This window comes from Pseudomonas sp. 8BK (genome assembly GCF_902506475.1).
Taxonomy (GTDB): Bacteria; Pseudomonadota; Gammaproteobacteria; order Pseudomonadales; family Pseudomonadaceae; genus Aquipseudomonas; species Aquipseudomonas anguilliseptica.
This window is the reverse complement of sequence record NZ_LR733252.1, coordinates 194864-216769: the sequence shown is the minus strand read 5'-3', so window position 1 is coordinate 216769 and position 21906 is coordinate 194864. Positions and strand designations below refer to the sequence as shown.

Sequence of the window (21906 nt, the reverse complement as noted above, 5' to 3'; positions counted from 1 at the left end):
TGAGCAAGACAAAAAAGCCCGCTGAATTCAGCGGGCTTTTTGCTGGGCAATAGCTAGTAGGAGCGGGCCATGCCCGCGATTGCACGGGCATGGCCCGCTCTACCGCTTACTCTTTAACAGACGCTCAAGCCCTGCCAGCAAACGCTCCAGCGCCCCCTGATTGGCCCGCATCACCGCCAACCCCGCCTTACGCATGGCCTGCGCGGCATCAGGCTCACGCCACAGCTGCGCAACGCGCTGCGCCAGACCGTCAGCATCCACCACTTCACTCAAGGCACCGGCAGCGCGTAACTGCGCGGCAATCTCCAGAAAGTTGAACAGGTGCGGGCCGCTCAATACCGGCTTACCCAGCGCCGCTGGCTCCAGCAGGTTATGCCCGCCATTGGCCACCAGACTGCCGCCAACAAAGGCGATATCGGCCAGGGCATAAAGAAACAACAGCTCACCCATGGTGTCGCCGAGCAGCACCTGATCACTCGCCAGCAGCGCTTCGCCAGTGGAACGCCGCCGCATGTTGAAGCCTTGCCGCTGGCACAACTCGAACACCGCATTGAAGCGCTCGGGATGGCGCGGCACCAGAATCAGCAGGGCACCGGGGTTCTGTCTGAGTAGCTCACGGTGGGCGGCGAGCACGATCTCGTCCTCACCGGCATGGGTGCTCGCGGCGATCCACACCGGGCGCCGCGTGGCCTGCCATTGCTCACGCAAGGCAGCGGCGCGGGTGAACAATGCAGGATCAATCGTCAGATCGAATTTGATCGAGCCGGTGACCTCAACACACTCCGGACGCGCACCCAGGCTGCGAAAGCGTTCGGCTTCCAGCGCTGTCTGCGCCGCCAGCAAATCCAGCTCGGCGAGCATCGGCGCAGTGAGGTTGGCAAAGCGCGCATAACCACGCGCCGAGCGTTCGGAGAGCCGTCCGTTGGCCAGCGCCACTGGGATGCCACGCTGGGCGCACTGGTGGATATGGTTGGGCCACAGCTCGGTTTCCATAATCACCGCCAGCCGTGGCTGCACCTGATCGAGAAAGCGCGCGGCGGCCCAGGGCAGGTCATAGGGCAGGTAGCAATGCTGTACCCGGCCGGCGTACTCGCTGCCACCGAACATGGCCTGAATGCGCTCCGAACCGGTCGGCGTCATGCAAGTAATGGTGATTGGCAACTGCGGGTAACGCGCCAGCAGCTCACGCACCAGCGGCGCGGCGGCGATGCTTTCGCCCACCGACACCGCATGCAACCAGATGCCACCCGGTTTGAGCGCAGGCAGGCCGAGGGCGAAACGCTCGCCGATACGCTTGGCATAGGCCGGTGCCTGCCAGGCACGCCAAGCCAGACGCCCGGCCACCAGCGGCAGGCCGAAATGAAACAACAGGGTATAGAGGCTTCTATTCATGGCGCGCAGCTTATGCACTTTGACCAATACCGTCGAGTCAGGCGCAGGCCTGCTAGCCGATGGCCTGCAGATGCTGGGCAAAACACTCAGCCAACCACAAGGCCGCTGGCCCCAGCGCCTCGTCACGGCGGCAGACCAACTCGACCACCAGCGGTGGCGGCGTCCAATCGCTGCTCAGCTCAACCAGCTGGCTCTGGTAAGTCGGGTACTGCACCACATGGCGCGGCAGCCAGGCCCAGCCGAGGTTGCGCATCAGCAACTCGGCCATGGCGTAGAAACTGTCCGTGCGCCAGACCGACGGGCTGATTTGCTCGCCACCCGGGTAGTGACTGTCCTGCGGCGCCATCAGCAGTTGCCGATGGCGCGCCAGCTCACGCCGATCGACATGCCCGGCTCCCGCCAACGCGTGCCCGGCCCCGCACACGGTAACCATCTCGATGGTACCCAGGCGCTGACGTTCCAGGGCGTCAGGCATCTGCTCATGGTGGAACAGCAGACCGAGATCGGCGCGGTGCTCCAGCAGCTTACGCGCCACATCGCCCTGGGCGCCGCTGGCCAGCTGCACCTCCAGCAGCGGGAACTGCTTGGCCAGTGCCTCAAGACTGTCGAGCACCGGCTGATAAGGCATCGCCTCATCCTGCGCCAGACGCAGGCGTACTTCTTCTCCGCGCACCAAGCCCAGCGCGCGCCCTTCCAGACGCTGACACTGGCGCAGCACCTCGCGCGCCTCCTCCAGCAGAGCCACACCGGCATCGGTCAGGCGTGGCTGACGGCCGCTGCTGCGCTCGAACAGGCGCACGCCGAGGTCGGCCTCCAGCAAGGCAATCGCATTGCTCACCGCCGATTGTGCGCGCTGCATCTGCCGGCCCACGGCGGAGAACGACTGGCCATCGGCGACACTGACAAACAGGCGAATCTGCTCCAGGCTCCACTGCATAACCCATCTCCATATCAGATAGGTAATCACTGTACCCCATCCGCAAGATCACTAGAATGGCCGCCAGATCACTCTGGAGGCCACATCATGGGCGGCTATCTCTACCTTGCAATTGCCATCACCGCTGAAGTCATCGCCACCACCTCGATGAAGGCCCTGGATGGCTTCAACAAACCCCTGCCCCTGCTACTGGTCGTGGTCGGCTACGCCATCTCGTTTTGGATGCTCAGCCTGGTGGTGAAAACCATCCCGGTCGGCGTCGCCTATGCGGTATGGGCGGGCCTGGGTATCGTGCTGGTGAGCATCGCAGCGGTGTTTCTCTACCAACAACGGCTGGACCTGCCGGCCATGCTCGGCATGGGCCTGATCGTCGCTGGCGTGGTGGTGATTCAGCTGTTCTCGCAAAGCGTCGGCCACTGAGAAACTGCCCAACGCCTGCTGCGCTTCGGCCCTGCGGCGTTAAAAACAGGCCGGGACGCGGCGTCTCGGAATGCTCATTTACACCAGTAAACTCCGCTTCCTCGCCTGTTTTTGCCTTGCATGGCTCTAGCTCGCGAGACGTTGAGCAGGTTCAGAGGTAAGGCGCTAGCGCGGCCGGGTTATACTGCGCGCCTGTTTTCCCGGTGAGACACCTGCATGTCCCAGGCATTAAGCACTGATGTTTTGATCGTGGGCGGCGGTATCGCCGGCCTTTGGCTGAATGCGCGCCTGCGCCGCCAGGGGTTCGCCACCCTGCTGGTGGAAAACGCCCGCCTCGGTGGCGGCCAGAGTGTGAAATCCCAGGGCATCATCCACGGCGGCGCCAAATACGCCCTACATGGCGCGCTGACTGGCGCCTCCGAAGCCATCGCCGATATGCCGCGCCGCTGGCGCGAAGCACTAGCGGGCAACGGCGAGCTGGACCTGAGCGGCGTTCGCCTGCTCTCCGATGCCCACTACCTGTGGTCGCCCGGCAGCCTGGCCGGCAATATCACCAGCTTTTTTGCCAGCAAGGCTGTACGCGGCCGGGTCGATCAGGTCAAGGGCGAGCAGCTGCCCCCGGCCCTGCAACACCCGAAATTCAAGGGCAAGGTCTACCGCCTGGCCGAACTGGTGCTGGATGTGCCGAGCCTGATCAGCCGCCTCAGCGAACTGGCCAGCGATGGTTTGCTGGCTGCCGAGCACATAGAACCGCTGCGGGAAAACGGCAAGCTGGTCGGCCTGATCATCGATGGCCGTGAGATTCGCGCACAACGCATCATTCTCAGCGCAGGGCGTGGCAATGCCGAGCTGCTCAGCGCACTCGACCTCAGCCAACCCGCACAACAACTGCGCCCGCTGCATATGGTCCTGGTCAAAGGTCCAACGTTGAAACCGCTGTACGCCCACTGCCTGGGCGGCGGGCCGAAGCCGCGCGTCACCATCACCACTCACCCGGCGGCCGACGGCCAGTGGGTCTGGTATCTGGGTGGCGATCTGGCCGAAGCCGATGGCGTGGCCCGCGATGAAGCGGCGCAGCTCCAGGCGGCGAAAAAAGAGCTGAGCGCACTGCTGCCCTGGGTCGACCTGTCCGCCGCGCAATGGGCCACGCTGCGAGTTGACCGCGCGGAGCCGGCGCAGTCCGGCCTGGTGCGCCCGGACAACGCCTTCCTCCACGAGCAGGACAAACTGCTGGTGGGCTGGCCGACTAAACTGGCGTTAGCCCCGGACTTTGCTGACCGTGTACTGGCCGCACTCGATCGCGACGGCATTCAGCCGGCGCAGCACGCACCACTGCCCGCGCTGCCGCGCCCGAGCGTCGCCCCACCCGCCTGGGAGGAACTGTTCTGATGCATCCCCTGCATAGCCTGCACAACCTGCACCGCCCACTGGGCGCCACCGAGTTGCTGGTTTCGCCGCTGGGCCTGGGCACGGTCAAGCTGGGCCGTGACCAGGGGGTGAAGTATCCCAACGGCTTCACCATCCCCGACGACGCCGCGGCCCGCGAACTGCTGGCCCAGGCCCATGATCTGGGTATCAATCTGATCGACACCGCGCCAGCTTACGGCACCAGCGAAACCCGCCTCGGCCCGCTGTTGCGCGGCCAGCGCCAGCAGTGGGTGATTGTCAGCAAGGTCGGCGAAGAATTCGATAACGGCCAATCGCACTTTGACTTCAGCCCTGCGCATACGCGGCTCTCGGTGGAGCGCAGTCTCAAGCGCCTGGAAACCGACTTTATCGACCTGGTACTGGTGCATTCCGACGGCAACGATGTGGCGATTCTGCGTGACAGTGGCGTGTACGAAACCCTGGCTGAGCTCAAACGCGAGGGCAAGATTCGCGGTTTCGGCCTCTCCGGTAAAACCGTTGCGGGCGGCCTGCTCGCCCTTGAGCAGGGTGACTGCGCGATGGTGACCTATAACCTTAATGAGCAAAGCGAGCAGGCCGTACTCGACTACGCCGAACTGCACGGCAAGGGCATCCTGATCAAGAAGGCCCTGGCCAGCGGCCACGCCTGCCTGGCTGATGCAGACCCGGTGCGCGCCAGTTTCGAGCTGATCTTCAGCCATCCGGCGGCCTGCAGCGCGATTATCGGCACCATCAACCCGCAGCACCTGGCGCATAACGTCACCACGGCCGCCGCTGTAATTCAGGATATTGCCTGACGGGTCTCACCCGCCGATCTGTGCCAAGCTCTCAGGCCATGCCCACGCCGACACCCGCGAGGAGTTGCCATGCCGCGCACCCTGCTCCGCAAAGACCCCAGCAGCTTCAAGACCCTGCAACTCTTTGTTGAAGCCAGCCCGGAAGGCCTGACTTACCAGGGCCTGGGCATGCCGCTGAACTTTGCGCAGATGCTGGAGAAGCGCAAACCGGTGGCGGTAGCCGACAGCCAGCGCTTTGCCGTGGAGCTGGCCAATCTAGGCGTTTCGGTGCGCCTGACCCTCTGCTGGCAAGGCCGCGAATACTGGGTGCTGGTGCGCCAGCGCCGGGCGGATCGTGGCGATGTGGTGCTCAAGCTGATTTCCGGCTATGTGCCAGCCCACGAACTCAATCTGCCGCTGCTCACCGCAATTCAGGAAGTGGCCGAAGAGTGCCTGCTGGAAACCCCGGAAGGCTGGCTAAGCGGACGCTTTGGCGACACCTGGCTGCCCACGCCCTACCAGAGCAGCCTGCGCTACCGGGAAACCGCGCACTTCAGCCTTAGCCCGCTGTCCGGCGCAGCGCGCCCGGTGCAATGCGGCAACCTCAAGCTGCTCGAACGCCCCCGCGCCTACGTGCACCTGCCGACCGCCTCATTACAATTGGTGTATGACCTACGCCTGGAGCTGCCCAAGGAAACGCGCCAACTCAGCCTGCTGCATGTCGATGAACACTTGGAAAACGGCCAACTGATCGCCCGCCTCAACCGCGCACGCCCCGATCTGTTTCTGATCCCGCTAGACCAGGGCCGGCCGACTGCCGAGCTGCTGACCCTGAAACAAGGCCAGCTACTGCCGGCTAGCACCCGAGGGCTGTGGCTGGCAGAAAACTTCGCGCCACAGGATGGCTGGCTGGTGCACGATGAGCGGACTCGCTGGAAGGATTGGCTAAGCCTGCAAGGCATTTGAATGCAGCCGCAGAGGCAATCTGCAACGGCCAAAACCGTAGGGTGGATGACGCTCTTTTCATCCACCTTTACCGCGTATCGGTGGATGGGTGAAGCGCCATCCACCCTACAACTGGCTGGCGTAGACGCAAAAAAGCCCCGCCTAGGCAGGGCAAAAAGGGATTTCAGGCAGGCGGGCTGGCGTCATCCAGCCCGCGTAACAACTACTTCAATTCGCTGGAGCTCTTGCCCAGCAGACGCCTGGCGACGATCAACAACTGGATCTGCTGGGTGCCTTCAAAGATGTCGAGAATTTTCGAGTCGCGCGCCCATTTTTCCAGCAGCTCATCTTCGCCGTAACCCAACGCACCGGCCAGTTCGACACACTTCAGCGTCACCTCGTTAGCCACCCGCCCGGCCTTTGCCTTGGCGATGGAGGCTTCCTTGGAGTTGGGCAGCTTGTTGTCGGCCATCCAGGCGGCCTTGAGAGTTAACAGTCGCGCGGCCTCCCATTCGGCCTCCAGGCGATAGAGGGTCGCCTCTGCATGGCTGACACTCAGCAGCGGCGTGCGGTAATCCAGCTTGCAGACCTTTTTCAGCAGCTCGCGGGTGCGGTCCAGCGAGGCCTTGGCCACACCGATCGCCATGCCGGCGACCAGTGGACGGGTGTTGTCGAAGGTTTCCATCACCCCGGCAAAGCCCTTCTGCACATCAATTTCTGGGTTGCCCAGCAGGTTGGCCGCCGGCACCCGGCAATCCGTGAAACTGATCGAGGCGGTATCCGAAGCCTTGATGCCGAGTTTCTTCTCCAACCGTGTAACGCTCATGCCCTTTGTTCCGTGCTCGACCACGAAGGACTTGATCGCCGCACGACCGAGGCTCTTGTCCAGGGAGGCCCAGACCACTACCGCATCCGCGCGCTCTCCGGAAGTGACAAAGATCTTCTCGCCGTTAAGCACGTAGTGATCGCCGTCCTTGATGGCCGTGGTGCGAATCGCCGCCGAATCCGAGCCGCAGCCCGGCTCGGTAATCGCCATGGCCGCCCAGGTGCCGCCGAAGCGCGCCAGCTGCTCATCGTTGGCCACCGCGGCAATCGCCGCATTGCCCAAACCCTGACGCGGCATGGCCAGCAACAGGCCGACATCGCCCCAGCACAGCTCCATCACCCCGAGCAGGGCGGACAGATTGCCGCCATTCTTGATGCCTTCCTGCTGCTCACGGGCCGCACCGCGCTTGCTCGCCGAGGTGGCGCCAATCGCATCTGGCGAGCCGGCGTTCATACCATCGAGCAGCGCCGCGAGCAGGTCCAGCTCCTTGGGATAGGCATGCTCGGCCTTGTCGTATTTGCGTGAAATCGGCCGAAAATAATTTTCCGCCACCTGATGGGCCTGATTAACCAGGCCACGGAATTTCTTGGGGGTTTCCAGGTTCATGTTGAGGCGCCCTTAAAGCTGGAGACCGCCGGCCATAATCGCCAGCGCACGCAGATCGCGATACCAGCGCTCGGCTGGATGTTCTTTGGTAAAGCCATGGCCGCCGAGCAGCTGCACGGCGTCGGTGCCTATCTTCATGGCCTTTTCGCTGCACAGCAGGCGGGCCAGATAGGCTTCGCGCTGGAACGACAAACCCTGCTCGGCCCGCGAGCAGGCGCGCCAGACCATCAGGCGCATGGCGTCGAGCTCCACGGCCATATCGGCGACCATAAAGGCCACGCCCTGGCGATGACTGATCGGTTCGCCGAAGGCCACGCGCTCGTTGCAGTACGGCACCACATAATCCAGCGCCGCCCGCGCTGTGCCCACAGCCAGGGCGCACCAGGCCAGCCCGGCATAATCGAGAAAGCTCTGATAGTTGAACGGCTCAGCGGCCAGTCGCGCCTCAACCGGCACCTTAACCCCATTGAGCCGCACCCGCGCTGTGCTGCCAGCCTTCAGGCCCATGGCCGGCTGCGGGCTGCGCTGCAGGCCTTTGGCGCCGGCTTCGACGATAAACAGCGCAGGGCCGTCCGCCGCCTGCGCCGCGACAATCAGGTGACTGGCGTCCAGCCCCCGCAGCACCAGGCTCTTCTCACCGCTGAGCACATAATGTTTACCGCGTTTGCGCGCACGGGTCGCCAGCTTGTGCGGGTCGAAAAGCGGCGTCGACTCATTGACCGCAATGGCCATCACCGGCGCAGGCTCCTCAGCGACAAAGGCCGGTAGCCAGCGCGCCTGCTGCGCGGCATTGCCCCAACGGCGGATGCAGTTGGCCGCCGACAAGGGCACCAACAGAGCGGCGGCCAGGGACAGATCGCCCTTGCCCAGTGCTTCGGCAATCAGCGCATTACTCAACGTGGTGCGTTCACCGGCCATGCCGCCCTGAGCCTCGCTGACCGCATAATGGGTCAGCCCCAGCTCGTGCGCCTGATTGAGCAACGCCGCCGGCAGCACCGCCTGTTCATCGGCATCGTGAGCGAGCGGGCGCAGCACTTCACTGGCGAAGGCTTCGAGCATCTCCACCAGCATCTGCTGCTCATCGGACAGAGACAGATCAAACAAGGCATCCGGATCAGCCGGGCGTGGCAACTTGGCGACTTTGCCCGCACGCTGCGCCGCCGCGCGGAAGCTCGCACGACTGCCGGTGTAGATCAGTTTTTCGAAGGGTTTGCGCAGCTTCAAACGATCCGGCCAGTCAGCCTGGGCGACTCGATTCAGCACTGCCAGGGCGCGGCCCTGTACGTCGGAACTCATGGCATCTCACTCCATACGGGGGATGCCATGGATCATGCGCGCGGTCAGGGCAAGCGCCTATGACCGCGCCGACGCGCTTGACTGGCAAAGCAGCCAGTCAATGTGGCGGATTACTTGCTGCGGATTTTCTCGACAATGGCGGTGGTGGAACTGTTTTCCACCAGCCCCAGCACGCGGACCTCGCCCCCATAGGCGCGGACGATATCGCCGCCCACCACACCCTCGATGCCGTAATCACCGCCCTTGACCAGTACATCCGGCTTGACCGCGCGCAGCAGGTTTTCCGGGGTGTCTTCGCTGAAGCTCACCACCCAATCCACCGCGCCCAAGCCCGCCAAAACGGCCATGCGCCGATCCACGGCGTTGATCGGCCGACCCGGGCCTTTCAGGCGGCTGACCGACGCGTCGTCATTTACCGCCAGCACCAGTCGATCGCCTTGCGCGCGCGCCTGTTCCAGATAGGTGACATGCCCGGCGTGCAGGATGTCGAAACAGCCATTGGTGAAGACAATTTTCTCGCCATGGGCACGGGCGTCGTCGATGGCCAGCAGCAGTTGATCCAGGCTCAGCACACCGCGTTCGGAACCGGCATCACGCTGGATCGCGCGGCGCAGTTCCGGCGCACTGATCGCCGCAGTCCCCAGCTTACCGACCACAATACCCGCAGCCAGGTTGGCCAGCGCCACCGCATTCGGCAGTTCCTCGCCTGCTGCCAGACTGGCGGCCAGGGTGGAAATCACCGTATCGCCGGCACCGGTCACGTCGAACACTTCACGGGCACGCGCCGGCAGGTGCAACGCTGGGTGCTCTGGGCGCAGCAAGGTCATACCATGCTCACCACGGGTCACCAGCAACGCACCCAGCTCCAGCTCCGCCATCAGTGCCGCGCCCTTGGCCACCAGCTCGGACTCATCGCGGCAATGGCCGACGATGGTTTCGAACTCGTGCAGGTTCGGCGTAATCAGGCTGGCGCCGCGGTAGATGGAGAAATCCTTGCCCTTGGGATCGGCCAGCACGGCAATGCCTTTGCTGCGCGCCAGTTGCACCAGCGCCTGATGGTTCTGCAGCGCGCCTTTGCCGTAGTCCGAGAGAATCAGCACCTTGATGCCGTCCAACTGCGCCTCAACGCTGGCGGCCAGGGCCACGCTGTCGGTGCGGAATGGCTCTTCGAAGTCCATGCGCAAAAGCTGCTGATGACGGCTCATCACACGCAGTTTGACGATGGTCGGCTGGTCTTTGATCGTCTGGAAAAAGGTCTTTACGCCAACCGCCTGCAGGCTGTTGCGCAGGCTTGCGGCGGCTTCATCCTCCCCAGTCACGCCGAGCAAGGTAGCCGGTGCGCCGAGGGCAGCGATGTTCAGCGCGACGTTGGCCGCGCCGCCCGGACGGTCTTCGATCTGCTCGACCTTGACCACTGGCACCGGCGCTTCCGGCGAAATCCGCGAAGTGCCGCCATGCCAATAACGATCGAGCATGACATCGCCCACCACCAGAACGGCAGCCTGGTCGAAACGCGGCATGGACACTTTCATAAACACTCCAGAAACGGCAGAACAGATTGCCGGGAATCATAACATTGGCTGGCCACTACGCTGGCTAACCGCCGAGCGTGCGCACCCAGAACAGTTCATGGCGGCGCACCGCCTTGCGGAAGAATTCGTCTTCACCGGTAGCCGGCCAGCGCCGCCCGACCAGCACACGCTGAATCCAGCGGCGGAGACGCCGCTTAAGCGGCAACGGGCCTTGTAAATCGTGCTGCATGGCCAGCGCCATGGCTTTATCTAGTTGCTGCGCGACACCCAGGCACGGGCTCCACAGCCCATCAGCCGGCAGAACTTCGATGGCCGGCGGCAGGGCAATGCCAAAACCGGCCGGCCCCATGGGCCAGCGGTCGTTGTCGTGCAGATGATTGGCGTACAACAGCAACGTTTTCGGCTTGTGCCGGCTCAGCTCAATCGCCTCCAACAGCGCTTGGGTGCTGGCGACGTGGTCGCTGTGCGGGTCCAGCTGCGGGTGCGGGGTGACGACAACCTCAGGCTGGTAGTGCTCAAGCGCAGTTACCAGATCCGCCAGCAGATTGCGCCAGCTGGGCACACCATCGGCATCGCCGGGCAACGGCAGGGCATTGTTCGCGCGCACGCTGCGAATATCCGCTTCACCGGACTCTCGCGAGCCGAACGCCTGCTCAGGCTGCGTCTGCATCGCTGGCAATTGCAGGCAGTAATAGCCGAGCTGCAGGCACTGGCTTTGCGGTACACCGCCCCACAGCGGCACAGCCAGACTGTCCCAGGCACGCAGGCGGCCTTTGAACCGAGCGGCAGCCGCTTGTTCCAGCCCCAGGAGTTGATAGGCCTCAGCCTCAATTTCGCCCTGCGTGAGAGTCAGGATGCTGACCTCACGCGCCCGACTGTACAGGCCAAAGGCGGCCAGTTCAGCGTCGTCGGCATGCGGCGCGATAATCATCAAGCGCTGCTCGGCGTAGTCCGGGTTGCGTTGCGCATGGAGCGTGACGAGCGGATCCAGACGGCAAAACCGACCACGCAGCGACAGCTTGCCCTGCGCCAATAGCTCGCCCTGCCCGGACAGATTCAGATAGCGCCGCCCGTTCACGCCCCGCTCAAAATCCTGACGGTCGTTGCCGATCAGCACATAAGGATCAAACCAACGGCCCAGCCAACTGGCTTTTATCTGCACCTGCAGAATCAGGGCATCCGCCGCCTCCAGTTCGCCTTCCAGCCTCACGCAACCCGCGTCTATGCGACCATTTACGGCTCGGGTCGACTCGGCAAAGGCATAGCTGTAGTCATCGCTGGGCGAATAGAACAGGTGATCAGCAAACCAGGCCTCATGCGCAACCCAACCCAGCACTAGAAGGATCGGCACCCACCACCAGGCGACCAGCACGCCAACGAGCGCCAACACAACAAGTGCCAAAAGCAACGCGATGCGCTTTTGCCGGCGATGGCGCTTGAGCAGGATCTGTTTACGAGCTGACATGATCAGACCTGATAAACCGCAACGCGGTTGCACCAGCGGTCTTTGTATTCGCGATCAGCCCGGCCAAAGGAATAGCGCAGCGGCTTACCCAGCGCGCGCGCCTCACTCCAGGCGGTCTGCGTATTGATAAAACTCAGCACGCTGCCGGGGCTGAATTCGCGGTTTTGCGGATCAACACCGCCGTTGATGTATTCCAGGCTGACCCACTGCGGCGCTTCGACGCGGTACAGCACCTGAATCGCCACTGGCTGATCATTCAGGTAGATCAGCGAGCCGGTCATAAAGTCACGCATCAGGCTGAACACCTCAGCTAGATGCGCCTTACCGGTGGCTTCAAAACCCCAGCGACGCTGAAATAGCTCAGCATAAATCACCGCCTGCTCGGCTGCGGAAAGCTCCAGCATCGGCCGAACCACTCCGCCCGCCTCTTCCAGCAAACGCTGCTCACGACGCTGGTTGTAGCGGAACTTCTTGCTGTATTCCTCAGGCTCGCGCGCCAAGGCCAGGCCCTCTGGCTGCTCACGCAGGGTGCTGATCGCAGCGGCATTGAGCATTGAAATATAACGACCGCGATGGCGCAGCGAGACGCAGGCTGACGGCGCGATCGGAAGAATCAATTCCGCATTGCCTAAGTCGAACAGGCCGCGTTTGCCCTGCTGCTTGAGCACATCCTTGGACAACGCCAGGTGCCGCCCCCAGGTCGGAATCGCGGCCTGCAACTCGCCACCTGAAAACCAGCCCAGGTAACGCACCGGCAAACCCGCGAATTCAGCCAGGCGCTCAACCACCTGCGGATGGGTGGCGACACTGCCACCGAAATGCCGCCAGGCTTCGGCATAAGCGGCCGCATCAATCGACGTCCAGCCACGCTCGCGCCAAGCGCGTAAATGACCAAGCATCAGGCATCAGGCTCCGCGACCAGGTCATCAACCTCGACAAAGTCGCGCGCATGCAGGCGTGCGTAGTAACCGTTAAGCGCCAGCAACTCGCTGTGAGTACCGCGCTCGACAATCTGCCCCTGATCCATCACCAAAATCAGATCAGCCTTCTCGATTGTGCTTAGCCGGTGGGCGATAACCAGTGTCGTACGCCCCTTCATCACCTCATCCAGCGCCCCCTGGATATGCCGCTCCGACTCAGTATCCAGCGCGGATGTGGCCTCATCGAGAATCAGTAGCGGGGCGTTCTTCAACAATGCACGGGCAATCGCCAGACGCTGCCGCTGACCGCCAGATAACAGCACGCCATTCTCACCAACCAGGGTTGCGTAACCTTCCGGAAGCTTCTCAATAAACTCAGCTGCGTAGGCCGCTTCGGAGGCTTTACGCACATCTTCAAACGGCGCGCCAGCCAGATCACCGTAGGCAATATTATTGGTCACAGTATCGTTAAACAGGGTGACGTGCTGTGTCACCAGCGCAATGTGCTGACGCAGGTTACGCAGACGGTATTGCTCGACATCCAGACCGTCGAGCAGGATCTGGCCATGCTCATGGTGATAAAAACGCGGGATCAGACTGGCCAGAGTGGACTTGCCACTGCCCGAACGCCCCACCAAAGCGACCATCTGGCCAGGATCCGCAACAAAGGAAATGTTATTGAGTACCGGCTTTTCAGCCCCGGGATATTGGAAACTCAAATCACGCACTTCAAGGCGCCCACTGACCCGTGCGCGCTCTTCGGTACCGTGATCAACTTCCTGATCCTCATCCAGCTGCTCGAAAATGCTTTCGGCACCAGCCAGGCCCTTTTGCACAGTGGCGCTGACTTCGGACAGCTGACGAATCGGCTTAGGCAGCAACCCCGCCAGGGTGATGTAGGCCACCAGGTCACCTGGCGAAGCATCGCCACGCATCAGAAGCACAAGGAACATCAGCACGGCCATGGCGCTGTAAATCACCAACTGCAACATCGGCGTATACACTGCGCCGGTCTTGGTCATGCGCAGCTGTTTTTCTCGGTTGCTGTTACTCGCGCTGAGAAACCGGGTCTGCTCGTAAGACTCGCCGCCGAAACTACGAACAACCCGATAGCCTTGAATAGTCTCAGATGCAACGTGTGTCACATCCCCCATAGCCACCTGGATCTTCTTGCTCTGCTTACGGAATTTACGACTGGCACTGGTGACCATCAGACCGATCAGCGGCAGAATTGCCAGCATCACCAAGGTCAACTTCCAGTTCATCCACAACAACGAAGCGAACAGGAAAATCACTGTCATGCCCTCGCGGACCACCACCTTAATCGCATCGGTAGCAGCCCCCGTAACCATGGTTACGTTAAAACTGATCCGTGAAATCAGGTGGCCCGAGTTGTGGGTATCAAAATATCGATTTGGCAACACCAGCAGGTTATTAAACAGTGACACCCGTAGGTCATGCACCAAACCCAGCGAGACCCTGGCCAGAAAATAGTTACCCAGAAAGGAACCAATGCCCTGCCAGAGCGCAATCAACACGATCAGCAGCGGCACGACATGCATGAGCTTTAGATCGACAAAGAACGAGATGTCTTTGAGGTAGGGAATAGCCGCAAAAAAGCTGGCGTCCGGGTTGGCTAGGCCATCTACAAAATATTTGAGGATGTAGCCAAACATCGGCTGGGTGGATGCAAAAATCAAAAAACCCAAGATACTGATGGCAAACAGTCCCGAGTAAGGGACAACGTATTTCAGCAATCGCAAATAAACCTTGATGCTCGATTGCTGGTTAGAATTGGCCATTCGGCACGCCTCGTACGACGACTAGAGAGATTAGATGCGGATTGTAACAGCGAAAGAATTCCAAGATTGGCTGAGCCATGGTGAGGTATTGGAAAAAGACAGCCATGGCGCCAAGGTAATTCGCCTCGCCGATGGCAATTTATTGAAAATCTTCCGCAGCCGTCGCCTGCCCTTGTTGGCTCGCTTGCACCCAGATGCGGCACGATTCGAGGATCGGGCCAAGCGTTTGCAGGATACCGGCATTCAGACACCAATTATTTGCGAAACATGCTGGATCGACCGCAGCAACCTTGTTAGCGCCTGCCTCTACAAACCACTCGCCGGCCAGCCGTTGGACCGCCTATTTTGCAACAGTCGCAAACAGTTCGACGTACTGCTGCCGCAACTGGCCGCCTACATCTACCGCCTGCATCAGCGTGGCATCTACTTCCGCTCACTGCATTTAGGCAACATCCTGCGCACTCCAGATGGCGACTTCGGCCTGATCGACTTTCTCGATATTCGTTTCAAAAACCGACCGCTAGGACGCATGCTGATTCGCCGCAACTTCCAACATCTGCACAACTACCTGCAGCGGCGCAAGGTGGATAACTTCCCGTGGGAGGAACTGCTGGCCGCCTACAAAGCCGCAAGCAAGGCATCCAACTGATCCAGAGACAGCTTGGGCAGCACAGTACCCGGCAAACGGCTGTCTAACGACAGGTTGTAAACTTGGAAGGCTGGACTTACAACCCGTTTAGCCATCAACTCGAAACACGGCAGGATGTAGTCCTCATAATCGCCATCCAAGCGGCTACCGACTGCGTCCTCACCCTGCTCGTAGAAACGGCCTTTGCTCGAATCCAAGTCCATCCCAACTACGAAGACCTGTTGGAACCCCAAGTGATAGGCCAACTGAATCCCGGTATAGGGGATGGTACGGCTACTGAAATAGCCCTTGTCGATATTACGACTGAAACCAATGCGATTAGGCTTCTGGCGGAACAGCGAGAAATGGCACTCGAAATCGGCATCCTTGCGAGCAGCCCAGGCAAACTGCCTATCGCCCATCGGCTCACGCCCGCCAACAGGTCGATTGACGCGTTCAAAACCATAAACTGATCGCCCAACAAGAGCATCTGGCACTAGGGCAAGTAGAGTCTCAATCACTCGCGGACTGAAGGCTATGTTTTGCGCCGAGGCAATTCCCTGCTGCAGTAATGGCAAGCGATTACGCACAAAGCTGCTGTCGTCACAAATATAGAACAGCGGCCTCACACCGGCTTCGGCAAAGCGGCAGATCGAACCGTTCATAGATACCATTGGGTATTTCGCGTAGCGCTCTAACGGAAATTCACCGACAGAAGGGCCAGAAGCGACAATGAACAAGACTCCCGAATGCTTACCTCGCAAGGTTTCCAAAGACTGAGTTTCGTTAATACGGCTGCCCGTCAACACACCTCCTCCTCGACTCAGCAAGCATGCATACACAAAACTATTCAACACGTGACTTAGGCGAAAAACCTTCATAATTCGCAGAATACAGAGCAAACCCCAAAAGGACTGGCAGCCAGACTGTAAACCACTCTTCCCTAGGCTTGACCCAAGGACCAATACCATCCGTAAGCAAAGCGACCGCTGAGAAACAACATAGAGCACACAGAGTCTGCCCCGCCACGCTCCCTCTTGACGACCACGCGCGCCAGAAAATCGCTGCTTGCAATACAACCCAAAGCATCACGCCTATCGCGCCCAACTGTACGGCTAAGTGCATGTAGAGGTTATGAGCATGCTCATGAGTTATACCTAACTCAGAGATCAGCAACTTATAATCGGCACCAACACCCAGCCCCAACCAAGGGTTTTCCTGCCATAACAACCAAGCCTGTTCAAGCAGTTGTGGTCGATAGGAAAACCCCCCTCGAAACAGCTGCTCAGGTAACAGCCAAGCAGCAAGTAGCGCCACGAAGACCGCGCCACCACCGGCCAACCATCCCCAACGAGCAGTCGACCACAGACCTGATAGCGACATGCACACAAGCAACGCTAGGGCCGGACCTTTACTGCGAGACATGAGCAAAAAGGCCAGACACCCCAAGCATGCCACCACCCACAAACATGATGGGAAACGAGGAGGCAGCAAACTACGCATAAACAATACAACCAATCCGATTACGCCAATAACATGCGAAGCGAGAATCGTATGATTAAGTAACCCTGTAGAAACAACTCGCACATCTAAAGGCTGGCCCTGCCATATGTAAAATTCAAAAAGCGACCACCACGCAAATCCAGAGCCTAGCAACGCACAGCCTAATAAGACTTGCCAAAGCAAACGTGGGTTTAGTGCTGCCAAGGCTACCATTGCATTAACCGCAAGGCAGACATAGAGCAGCTCTTTAAGCTGGTCTGGCTCGCCTCCCCAGCCTATAGATAGCCCAGCCCAAAATACTGATAGTGCAAACAGGAATAACAGCACCCCATCCCACGACCGTCGTACAACCGGGATGGCAAGTACCGCTAACAACCCCGGCAACCAGAAGAACAGGATCAGCCCCTGCTGATAGAGCTTGCTGGTCGGTAGCAAGAACATACCTAACAATAGCCATGCGAAGCCAAAGGCAAGCCATCGCGTCAAAACTCTGGGCAAACGCGAGACTGTCAATGAATGATTCATAGTTGCTCCATTAGTACGACGTGCGGCCGTAACGAATTCTTGCCCAGCAACGCTGAAGCATTTGGCGTGTTTTGTACTTAGGCTGACGCTCAACCTGCTCAATATCACTCATATCAAATAAACGCTGATACGCCAGAGTCGGCCGCACCATAAGAGCATTGGATGAAGCTTGCAGAATTTCCGAGTAGTACCAGTCGAGCGGTAATCCTGACCCTGGGGCCTCGCGCAGGATCCGCTCATAGAGACTGGCGTTAACAACATAAGCATGAGCAAGGCGAATACGACTGACAGCTAAGAGATTCGAGGAAACAGCAGCTTTCTTGCCACCCTTCTTCAAGGTACCCCCTAGGTACAGCACTCCCCACTCACGCCCCTGTAATTGTTCGCATGCCCGATTCAGCACAGCAGGGGTGTAAGATTCAAACTCGCAGTCATCTTCGAGAATCAGCACCGAAGGCCAGCCAGCATCACGAGCCATGCGAATAATCGCCAGATGACTGCGCATACACGCCCAAGTCGTCTGCAGCTTGTGCTCTGCAGAAGGACTAGGACCATCAACGCGTTTGAGAAAATCCTTGAGTGCCATCGTTGGCTGATCATCGATCAGATCACGAACACTGATGGCGGAGAACCGCTCAGCTACGATACCTACTCGCGCCAAATTGTCGGCCATCTTCGCCCAACGATCAGTACGGTGATCAAGATTGATAACAAATGCATGGTCAAAACAAAATCCGGTCATAGCATCACTCAAACGGCAGCAACCTGCTTTTAGTAGTTAATCAGCAACTAGGCTCTCGGCAAGAGGCCAGCTCTCGATACGCTCGTTACGCAGTAAGCCTCCAAGTAAGACACAGGTTCGCTCAAGCCCCGTGACACCCTGAGCAAGGTGATAGTCGGCAAAGCGAGCCGACTGCTGCTGGCTATCCACATAGTCAGATTCAATGCCCACAATCCGTTGCTGCAGCTGGCTGGCACACTCAACACACTCACCAAAAAAACTGGTCTGCGCGAAGATATCGGGCTCGCCGCTAGCATTCACATAAATCAACGGTCGCCGTGCAAGAGCGGCTTCAATCACCGCATTGGACATAATATTAATGACCAAGGAAGCACGCGCCAGAGCCTCTGCCAGTGAGCAGTTTGCGGGTAAAACCTGCAGATTGGCCAGCCCAGCAGCAGCCTGTCGCCAAAACGAGACCTGGCTACGTGGATGTGCCTTAATCAAGACCTGATACTCGGGATGCGCAACGGCCCAGTCATGAATAAGCGCATAGGTGCGCTGGTATCCGATTTCCTTCTCTTTGTCCGGGCCAATGCCGAGAATCAGCACAGTACGCTGGGACGGCTCAGCCGGAGGCAGGTCGTAGTCGCTGTCGATCATATGCGAGCCTGCCAGTACAGCCTGCGAACTACCAAAGCGTAATGCACGTGCCTGCAGCGCCTGCAACGAGCTCAGACCGAACAGAAAATAATAGTCGTAATCGTTCATGCCCAGGCGCCGCGAACTCTCGACGGTAGAGGCATGGGCTAGATGCACCAGCAGACGCTGCCGCGCATTCAGTGACAGGCGCAGGAAGGGGGCATACAAACTACCATTGCGGTCATTGAGCAGGATGCGTGGCAGGTGGTGCTCGACCAGCCATTCGGCATAGGCCGCCAAGCCGAAGTAGCGGGTCGGCACGCTAAACGGCGGACGTTTCAGCAGACGCTGGCGGAGAATGACCCTAGGTTCTTCCAACGCAGTTTCAACCAAAGTATGACCGCGTGCGCGCAACCCCTCGATCAGCAGCTTCTTGCGCTGAAACTTGATCACCTTGGACGCCGACTGCAGCAGCAGGAAATCGCACGGTTCAGTCGTTACCGTGACAGCCAGACGGTGCTTGGCGCGCAGGCCGAACAGCCAGTCGCCGAACGCTTCACGGGCAAAGCGCAGGGCGCTGCCGAGCAAGCCGTGACGCTCGCGCAGCAGCAGCCAGCGGTAGCGATCCAGAGCGCGGGCCTTGGCAGCCCAGGGGTTGATGGCAACGTTCGGTGTCATGGCGACCTCAGCGCAGGGCGGCAAGCATGGGCAGCGACCAGAAGCGCCGGGATACGGCCGCGTCGGAGAAACGCAGCTGCAAACTGTCGAGCATGCGCTGACGCACGACTGGCAGTTCGCCCGCCGCCTGCGCCTGCTCGGTCAGCGCGACGGCCAGGGCCGGAGCATAGGCCAAGGGGAACAGGCGCCCGACATTACCCACCACTTCGCGCCCACCGCCGCAGTCGCTACCGACCAGTGGCACGCCGGCAGCCATGGCCTCCAGCAGCACCATACCGAACGGCTCGTGGTCGGAGCTCAGGGCAAACACATCGAACGCCTTGAAGTAGCGCCGCCCGCCCGGTACCTGACCGAGAAAACGCACGCTGTTAGCCACGTCCAGCTCAACGGCCAGCGCCTTAAGCGCAACCTCGAGCTTGCCGCTGCCCATGATCGCCAACAGGCTGCCGGCAGGCAGCTGCGCCAGGGCCTGGGCAAAGCCACGAATCAGGGTGGCCTGGTCCTTGTCCGGATGAAGACGACCGACATTGCCAACCACCCAGGCATCCTGCGGCAGCTGCAGCGCTGCGCGAGCCTCCTCACGCGGCAGCAATTCGGCTTGCACGGCAGCCACATCCAGGCGGTTGTACAGGGTTTCGATACGCTCGCCCGGCCAGCTCGGCAAGCAGGCACGCATGTCATCACGCACCGCATCGGACACCCCGAGCAGCGCCAGACGCGCCTTGAAGAAGTTGGCGAACAGCCGCCGCGACAGCCGCCGGTAATCGCCGAAGGCATGATGCACGCCGATCACCGGCAGCTCGCTGCCGAGCAGGGCGACATACACCGGTTTGAAACGATGAGCGATGCAGAATTTGAAGTCGCGCGAGGCGGCGATTCGCTTGAGATCGCGGATCGCCTTGAGCTTAAGGCCACGCACTTGCCGACTGGAATAGTCGAGAAAAATCACCTCATCAGAAGCCGAACCTTCCTCGACTTCCGAACTCGGTTTACCCGTCAGGTATACCGTACAGACTTTATAAGGCGTACCGACAAAGAGCGCAGCATACTGCCGCGCGCAATCGAGGAAGGGGCCGTCATAACCGTGACAGAACTGCAGCACCCACGGCTGAGCAGCCTCCGCGACCTCAGACGTTGTCATACCAATCCTTGCCATCCTTGACCACCAGGATGTCTTCCATGATCAGGTACTGCAGATCGGAGCCGTAGAACATGTTCAGCGCGTCGGTCGGCGAGCAAATCATCGGCTCACCACGGCGGTTCAGCGAGGTGTTCAGCGACACTCCGTTGCCGGTCAGCTTCTCCAGCTCCAGCATCATGTCGTAGTAGCGCGGGTTGTACTCGCGCTTGAGCACCTGGGCGCGCGAGGTTCCGTCCTCATGCACCACTTCGCCGACGCGGGTCTTCCACTCTTCATTGACCTCGAAGGTAAAGGTCATAAACGGGCTCGGGTGGTCGACCTTGAGCATCTGCGGGCCAACGGTGTCGAGCATCGACGGGCAGAACGGCCTCCAGCGCTCACGGAACTTGATCTGCTCATTGATGCGATCGGCCACACCGGCCACGCTCGGGCAACCGATGATCGAACGACCGCCGAGGGCTCGCGGACCGAACTCCATACGGCCCTGGAACCAGGCCACGGGATTCGCGTCGACCATGATCTTGGCGATGCGCTGCGGCATGTTGTCGATCTGTTTGAACACCGGCTTGCTCGGGTGACGAGCACAGGCGGCGATCACGTCCTCGTTGCTGTAGGACGGCCCGAGGTAGACGTGCTCCATCTTCTCCACCGGCACGCCGCGCTGGTGCGAAATATAGGCAGCCGCGCCGACCGAAGTACCGGCATCGCCGGACGCCGGCTGCACGAACAGCTCTTTCACATCGTCGCGCGCGATGATCTTCTGGTTCAGTTTGACGTTCAGCGCGCAGCCGCCGGCGAAGGCGATTTTGCCGGTCTCGCGGATAATGTCACCGAGGTAGTACTCCATCATCTCCAGAGCCAGCTTCTCGAACAGCGCCTGCATGCTGGCGGCGTAGTGGATGTAAGGATCATCCGCAATGTCGCCCTGGCGCTTCGGCCCCAGCCACTCGATCAGCTTGGGCGAGAAGTAGTAGCCCTTGCCGTTTTCCTTGTAGCGGCGAAAACCGATGACGTTGGCGTAGTCGGTGTTGATGATCAGCTCACCGTTTTCGAACTTGGCCAGGCGTGAGAAATCGTACTTGGCCGCATCACCATAGGGCGCCATGCCCATGACCTTGAACTCGCCGTCGAGCATTTCGAAGCCGAGGAACTCGGTGATCGCACCATACAGGCCGCCGAGCGAATCCGGATCGTAGAACTCTTTGATCTTGTGGATCTTGCCGTTCTCGCCGTAGCCGAAGAAGGTGGTGGCGTACTCACCTTTGCCGTCGATGCCGAGGATCGCGGTCTTCTCGGTAAAGCCCGAGCAGTGGTAGGCGCTGGCGGCGTGAGCCAGGTGATGCTCGACCGGCTCGATCTTGATTTTCTTCAGATCGAAACCGAGCTGCTCCAGGCACCACTGAATCTTCTTGTGGTAACGCTTGTAGCGGCGATTGCCCATCAGGATGGCGTCGAGGGCGCGATCCGGGGCGTACCAGTAGCGCTTGGCATATTGCCAGCGGGCTTTCTCGAAGATGCTGATCGGCGCAAACGGAATAGCCACCACATCAACGTCAGACGGTTTGATCCCGGCCTGCTCCAGGCAGAACTTGGCCGACTCGTAGGGCATGCGGTTCTTCGCGTGCTTGTCGCGCACGAAGCGCTCTTCTTCGGCGGCCGCGATCAGCTTGCCGTCGATATACAGGGCGGCGGATGGATCATGGCTGAGGGCGCCTGAAAGGCCGAGAATCGTCAATGCCACTGG

Annotated in this window: 19 protein-coding genes; 5 read left to right on the top strand and 14 right to left on the bottom strand. The window is 60.3% G+C overall.

Annotated features, from left to right (window positions below):
- Positions 1–99 precede the first annotated feature (99 nt).
- On the bottom strand, positions 100–1392 hold the full coding sequence (waaA, locus tag ACIN8IBEIGE_RS00945; protein ID WP_160013003.1) for a lipid IV(A) 3-deoxy-D-manno-octulosonic acid transferase: 1293 nt from the start codon (positions 1390–1392) through the stop codon (positions 100–102).
- Positions 1393–1444: 52 nt separating this feature from the next.
- The gene (locus tag ACIN8IBEIGE_RS00940; RefSeq protein WP_160013002.1) at positions 1445–2329 is read right to left on the bottom strand and encodes a LysR family transcriptional regulator; all 885 of its coding nucleotides are present in this window, start codon (positions 2327–2329) and stop codon (positions 1445–1447) included.
- Positions 2330–2416: 87 nt separating this feature from the next.
- On the opposite strand from ACIN8IBEIGE_RS00940, the gene ACIN8IBEIGE_RS00935 reads away from it, so the two are divergent.
- The 4 genes from ACIN8IBEIGE_RS00935 (at position 2417) to ACIN8IBEIGE_RS00920 (ending at position 5898) form a co-directional block, all read left to right on the top strand.
- Complete coding sequence (locus ACIN8IBEIGE_RS00935; RefSeq protein WP_090249763.1) at positions 2417–2749, top strand: multidrug efflux SMR transporter; 333 nt, start codon at positions 2417–2419, stop codon at positions 2747–2749.
- A gap of 216 nt (positions 2750–2965) precedes the next feature.
- Positions 2966–4138 carry an FAD-binding oxidoreductase gene (locus tag ACIN8IBEIGE_RS00930; protein ID WP_160013001.1) on the top strand — a complete coding sequence of 391 codons (1173 nt, stop codon included), beginning with the start codon at positions 2966–2968 and terminating at the stop codon, positions 4136–4138.
- Positions 4138–4953 carry an aldo/keto reductase gene (locus tag ACIN8IBEIGE_RS00925; RefSeq protein ID WP_090376887.1) on the top strand — a complete coding sequence of 272 codons (816 nt, stop codon included), beginning with the start codon at positions 4138–4140 and terminating at the stop codon, positions 4951–4953. Before ACIN8IBEIGE_RS00930 ends, ACIN8IBEIGE_RS00925 begins: the two co-directional genes overlap by 1 nt.
- Positions 4954–5022: 69 nt before the next feature.
- The gene (locus ACIN8IBEIGE_RS00920; RefSeq protein WP_160013000.1) at positions 5023–5898 is read left to right on the top strand and encodes a metal ABC transporter ATPase; all 876 of its coding nucleotides are present in this window, start codon (positions 5023–5025) and stop codon (positions 5896–5898) included.
- A gap of 202 nt (positions 5899–6100) precedes the next feature.
- Here the strand turns inward: ACIN8IBEIGE_RS00920 and ACIN8IBEIGE_RS00915 are convergent, their stop codons facing one another.
- The 6 genes from ACIN8IBEIGE_RS00915 to msbA form a co-directional block, all read right to left on the bottom strand.
- Entirely contained in the window at positions 6101–7309 is a 1209-nt protein-coding gene (locus ACIN8IBEIGE_RS00915; RefSeq protein WP_160012999.1) for an acyl-CoA dehydrogenase family protein, read from the bottom strand.
- A gap of 12 nt (positions 7310–7321) precedes the next feature.
- Entirely contained in the window at positions 7322–8605 is a 1284-nt protein-coding gene (locus tag ACIN8IBEIGE_RS00910; RefSeq protein ID WP_160012998.1) for an acyl-CoA dehydrogenase family protein, read from the bottom strand.
- A 110-nt stretch (positions 8606–8715) separates the two neighbouring features.
- Entirely contained in the window at positions 8716–10137 is a 1422-nt protein-coding gene (gene hldE / locus ACIN8IBEIGE_RS00905; protein WP_160012997.1) for a bifunctional D-glycero-beta-D-manno-heptose-7-phosphate kinase/D-glycero-beta-D-manno-heptose 1-phosphate adenylyltransferase HldE, read from the bottom strand.
- Positions 10138–10201: 64 nt separating this feature from the next.
- Positions 10202–11602 carry a PIG-L deacetylase family protein gene (locus ACIN8IBEIGE_RS00900; RefSeq protein WP_160012996.1) on the bottom strand — a complete coding sequence of 467 codons (1401 nt, stop codon included), beginning with the start codon at positions 11600–11602 and terminating at the stop codon, positions 10202–10204.
- A 2-nt stretch (positions 11603–11604) separates the two neighbouring features.
- Positions 11605–12501, bottom strand: a complete 897-nt coding sequence (locus tag ACIN8IBEIGE_RS00895) for a GNAT family N-acetyltransferase (RefSeq protein WP_160012995.1) — start codon at positions 12499–12501, stop codon at positions 11605–11607.
- Positions 12501–14324 (bottom strand): lipid A export permease/ATP-binding protein MsbA, encoded by a 1824-nt coding sequence (msbA, locus tag ACIN8IBEIGE_RS00890; RefSeq protein WP_160012994.1) that lies wholly within the window; start codon positions 14322–14324, stop codon positions 12501–12503. The genes ACIN8IBEIGE_RS00895 and msbA overlap by 1 nt, the downstream gene beginning before the upstream one ends.
- A 34-nt stretch (positions 14325–14358) precedes the next feature.
- On the opposite strand from msbA, the gene ACIN8IBEIGE_RS00885 reads away from it, so the two are divergent.
- Entirely contained in the window at positions 14359–14973 is a 615-nt protein-coding gene (locus ACIN8IBEIGE_RS00885) for a lipopolysaccharide kinase InaA family protein (protein ID WP_160012993.1), read from the top strand.
- Here ACIN8IBEIGE_RS00885 and ACIN8IBEIGE_RS00880 read toward each other — a convergent pair.
- From ACIN8IBEIGE_RS00880 to ACIN8IBEIGE_RS00855, 6 genes are read right to left on the bottom strand one after another with little or no spacing between them, the layout of a single operon-like run.
- On the bottom strand, positions 14943–15761 hold the full coding sequence (locus ACIN8IBEIGE_RS00880; RefSeq protein ID WP_160012992.1) for a lipopolysaccharide core biosynthesis protein: 819 nt from the start codon (positions 15759–15761) through the stop codon (positions 14943–14945). The two genes, ACIN8IBEIGE_RS00885 and ACIN8IBEIGE_RS00880, sit on opposite strands and share 31 nt — an antisense overlap.
- Positions 15762–15798: 37 nt before the next feature.
- On the bottom strand, positions 15799–16980 hold the full coding sequence (locus tag ACIN8IBEIGE_RS00875) for an O-antigen ligase (RefSeq protein ID WP_160012991.1): 1182 nt from the start codon (positions 16978–16980) through the stop codon (positions 15799–15801).
- Positions 16981–16990: 10 nt separating this feature from the next.
- Complete coding sequence (locus ACIN8IBEIGE_RS00870) at positions 16991–17734, bottom strand: glycosyltransferase family 25 protein (protein WP_256665015.1); 744 nt, start codon at positions 17732–17734, stop codon at positions 16991–16993.
- A gap of 24 nt (positions 17735–17758) precedes the next feature.
- Complete coding sequence (locus ACIN8IBEIGE_RS00865) at positions 17759–19021, bottom strand: capsule biosynthesis protein (RefSeq protein ID WP_160012990.1); 1263 nt, start codon at positions 19019–19021, stop codon at positions 17759–17761.
- A 7-nt stretch (positions 19022–19028) separates the two neighbouring features.
- The gene (locus ACIN8IBEIGE_RS00860) at positions 19029–20162 is read right to left on the bottom strand and encodes a glycosyltransferase (RefSeq protein ID WP_160012989.1); all 1134 of its coding nucleotides are present in this window, start codon (positions 20160–20162) and stop codon (positions 19029–19031) included.
- Positions 20149–21903, bottom strand: a complete 1755-nt coding sequence (locus ACIN8IBEIGE_RS00855; RefSeq protein ID WP_160012988.1) for a carbamoyltransferase — start codon at positions 21901–21903, stop codon at positions 20149–20151. The genes ACIN8IBEIGE_RS00860 and ACIN8IBEIGE_RS00855 overlap by 14 nt, the downstream gene beginning before the upstream one ends.
- Positions 21904–21906 lie beyond the last annotated feature (3 nt).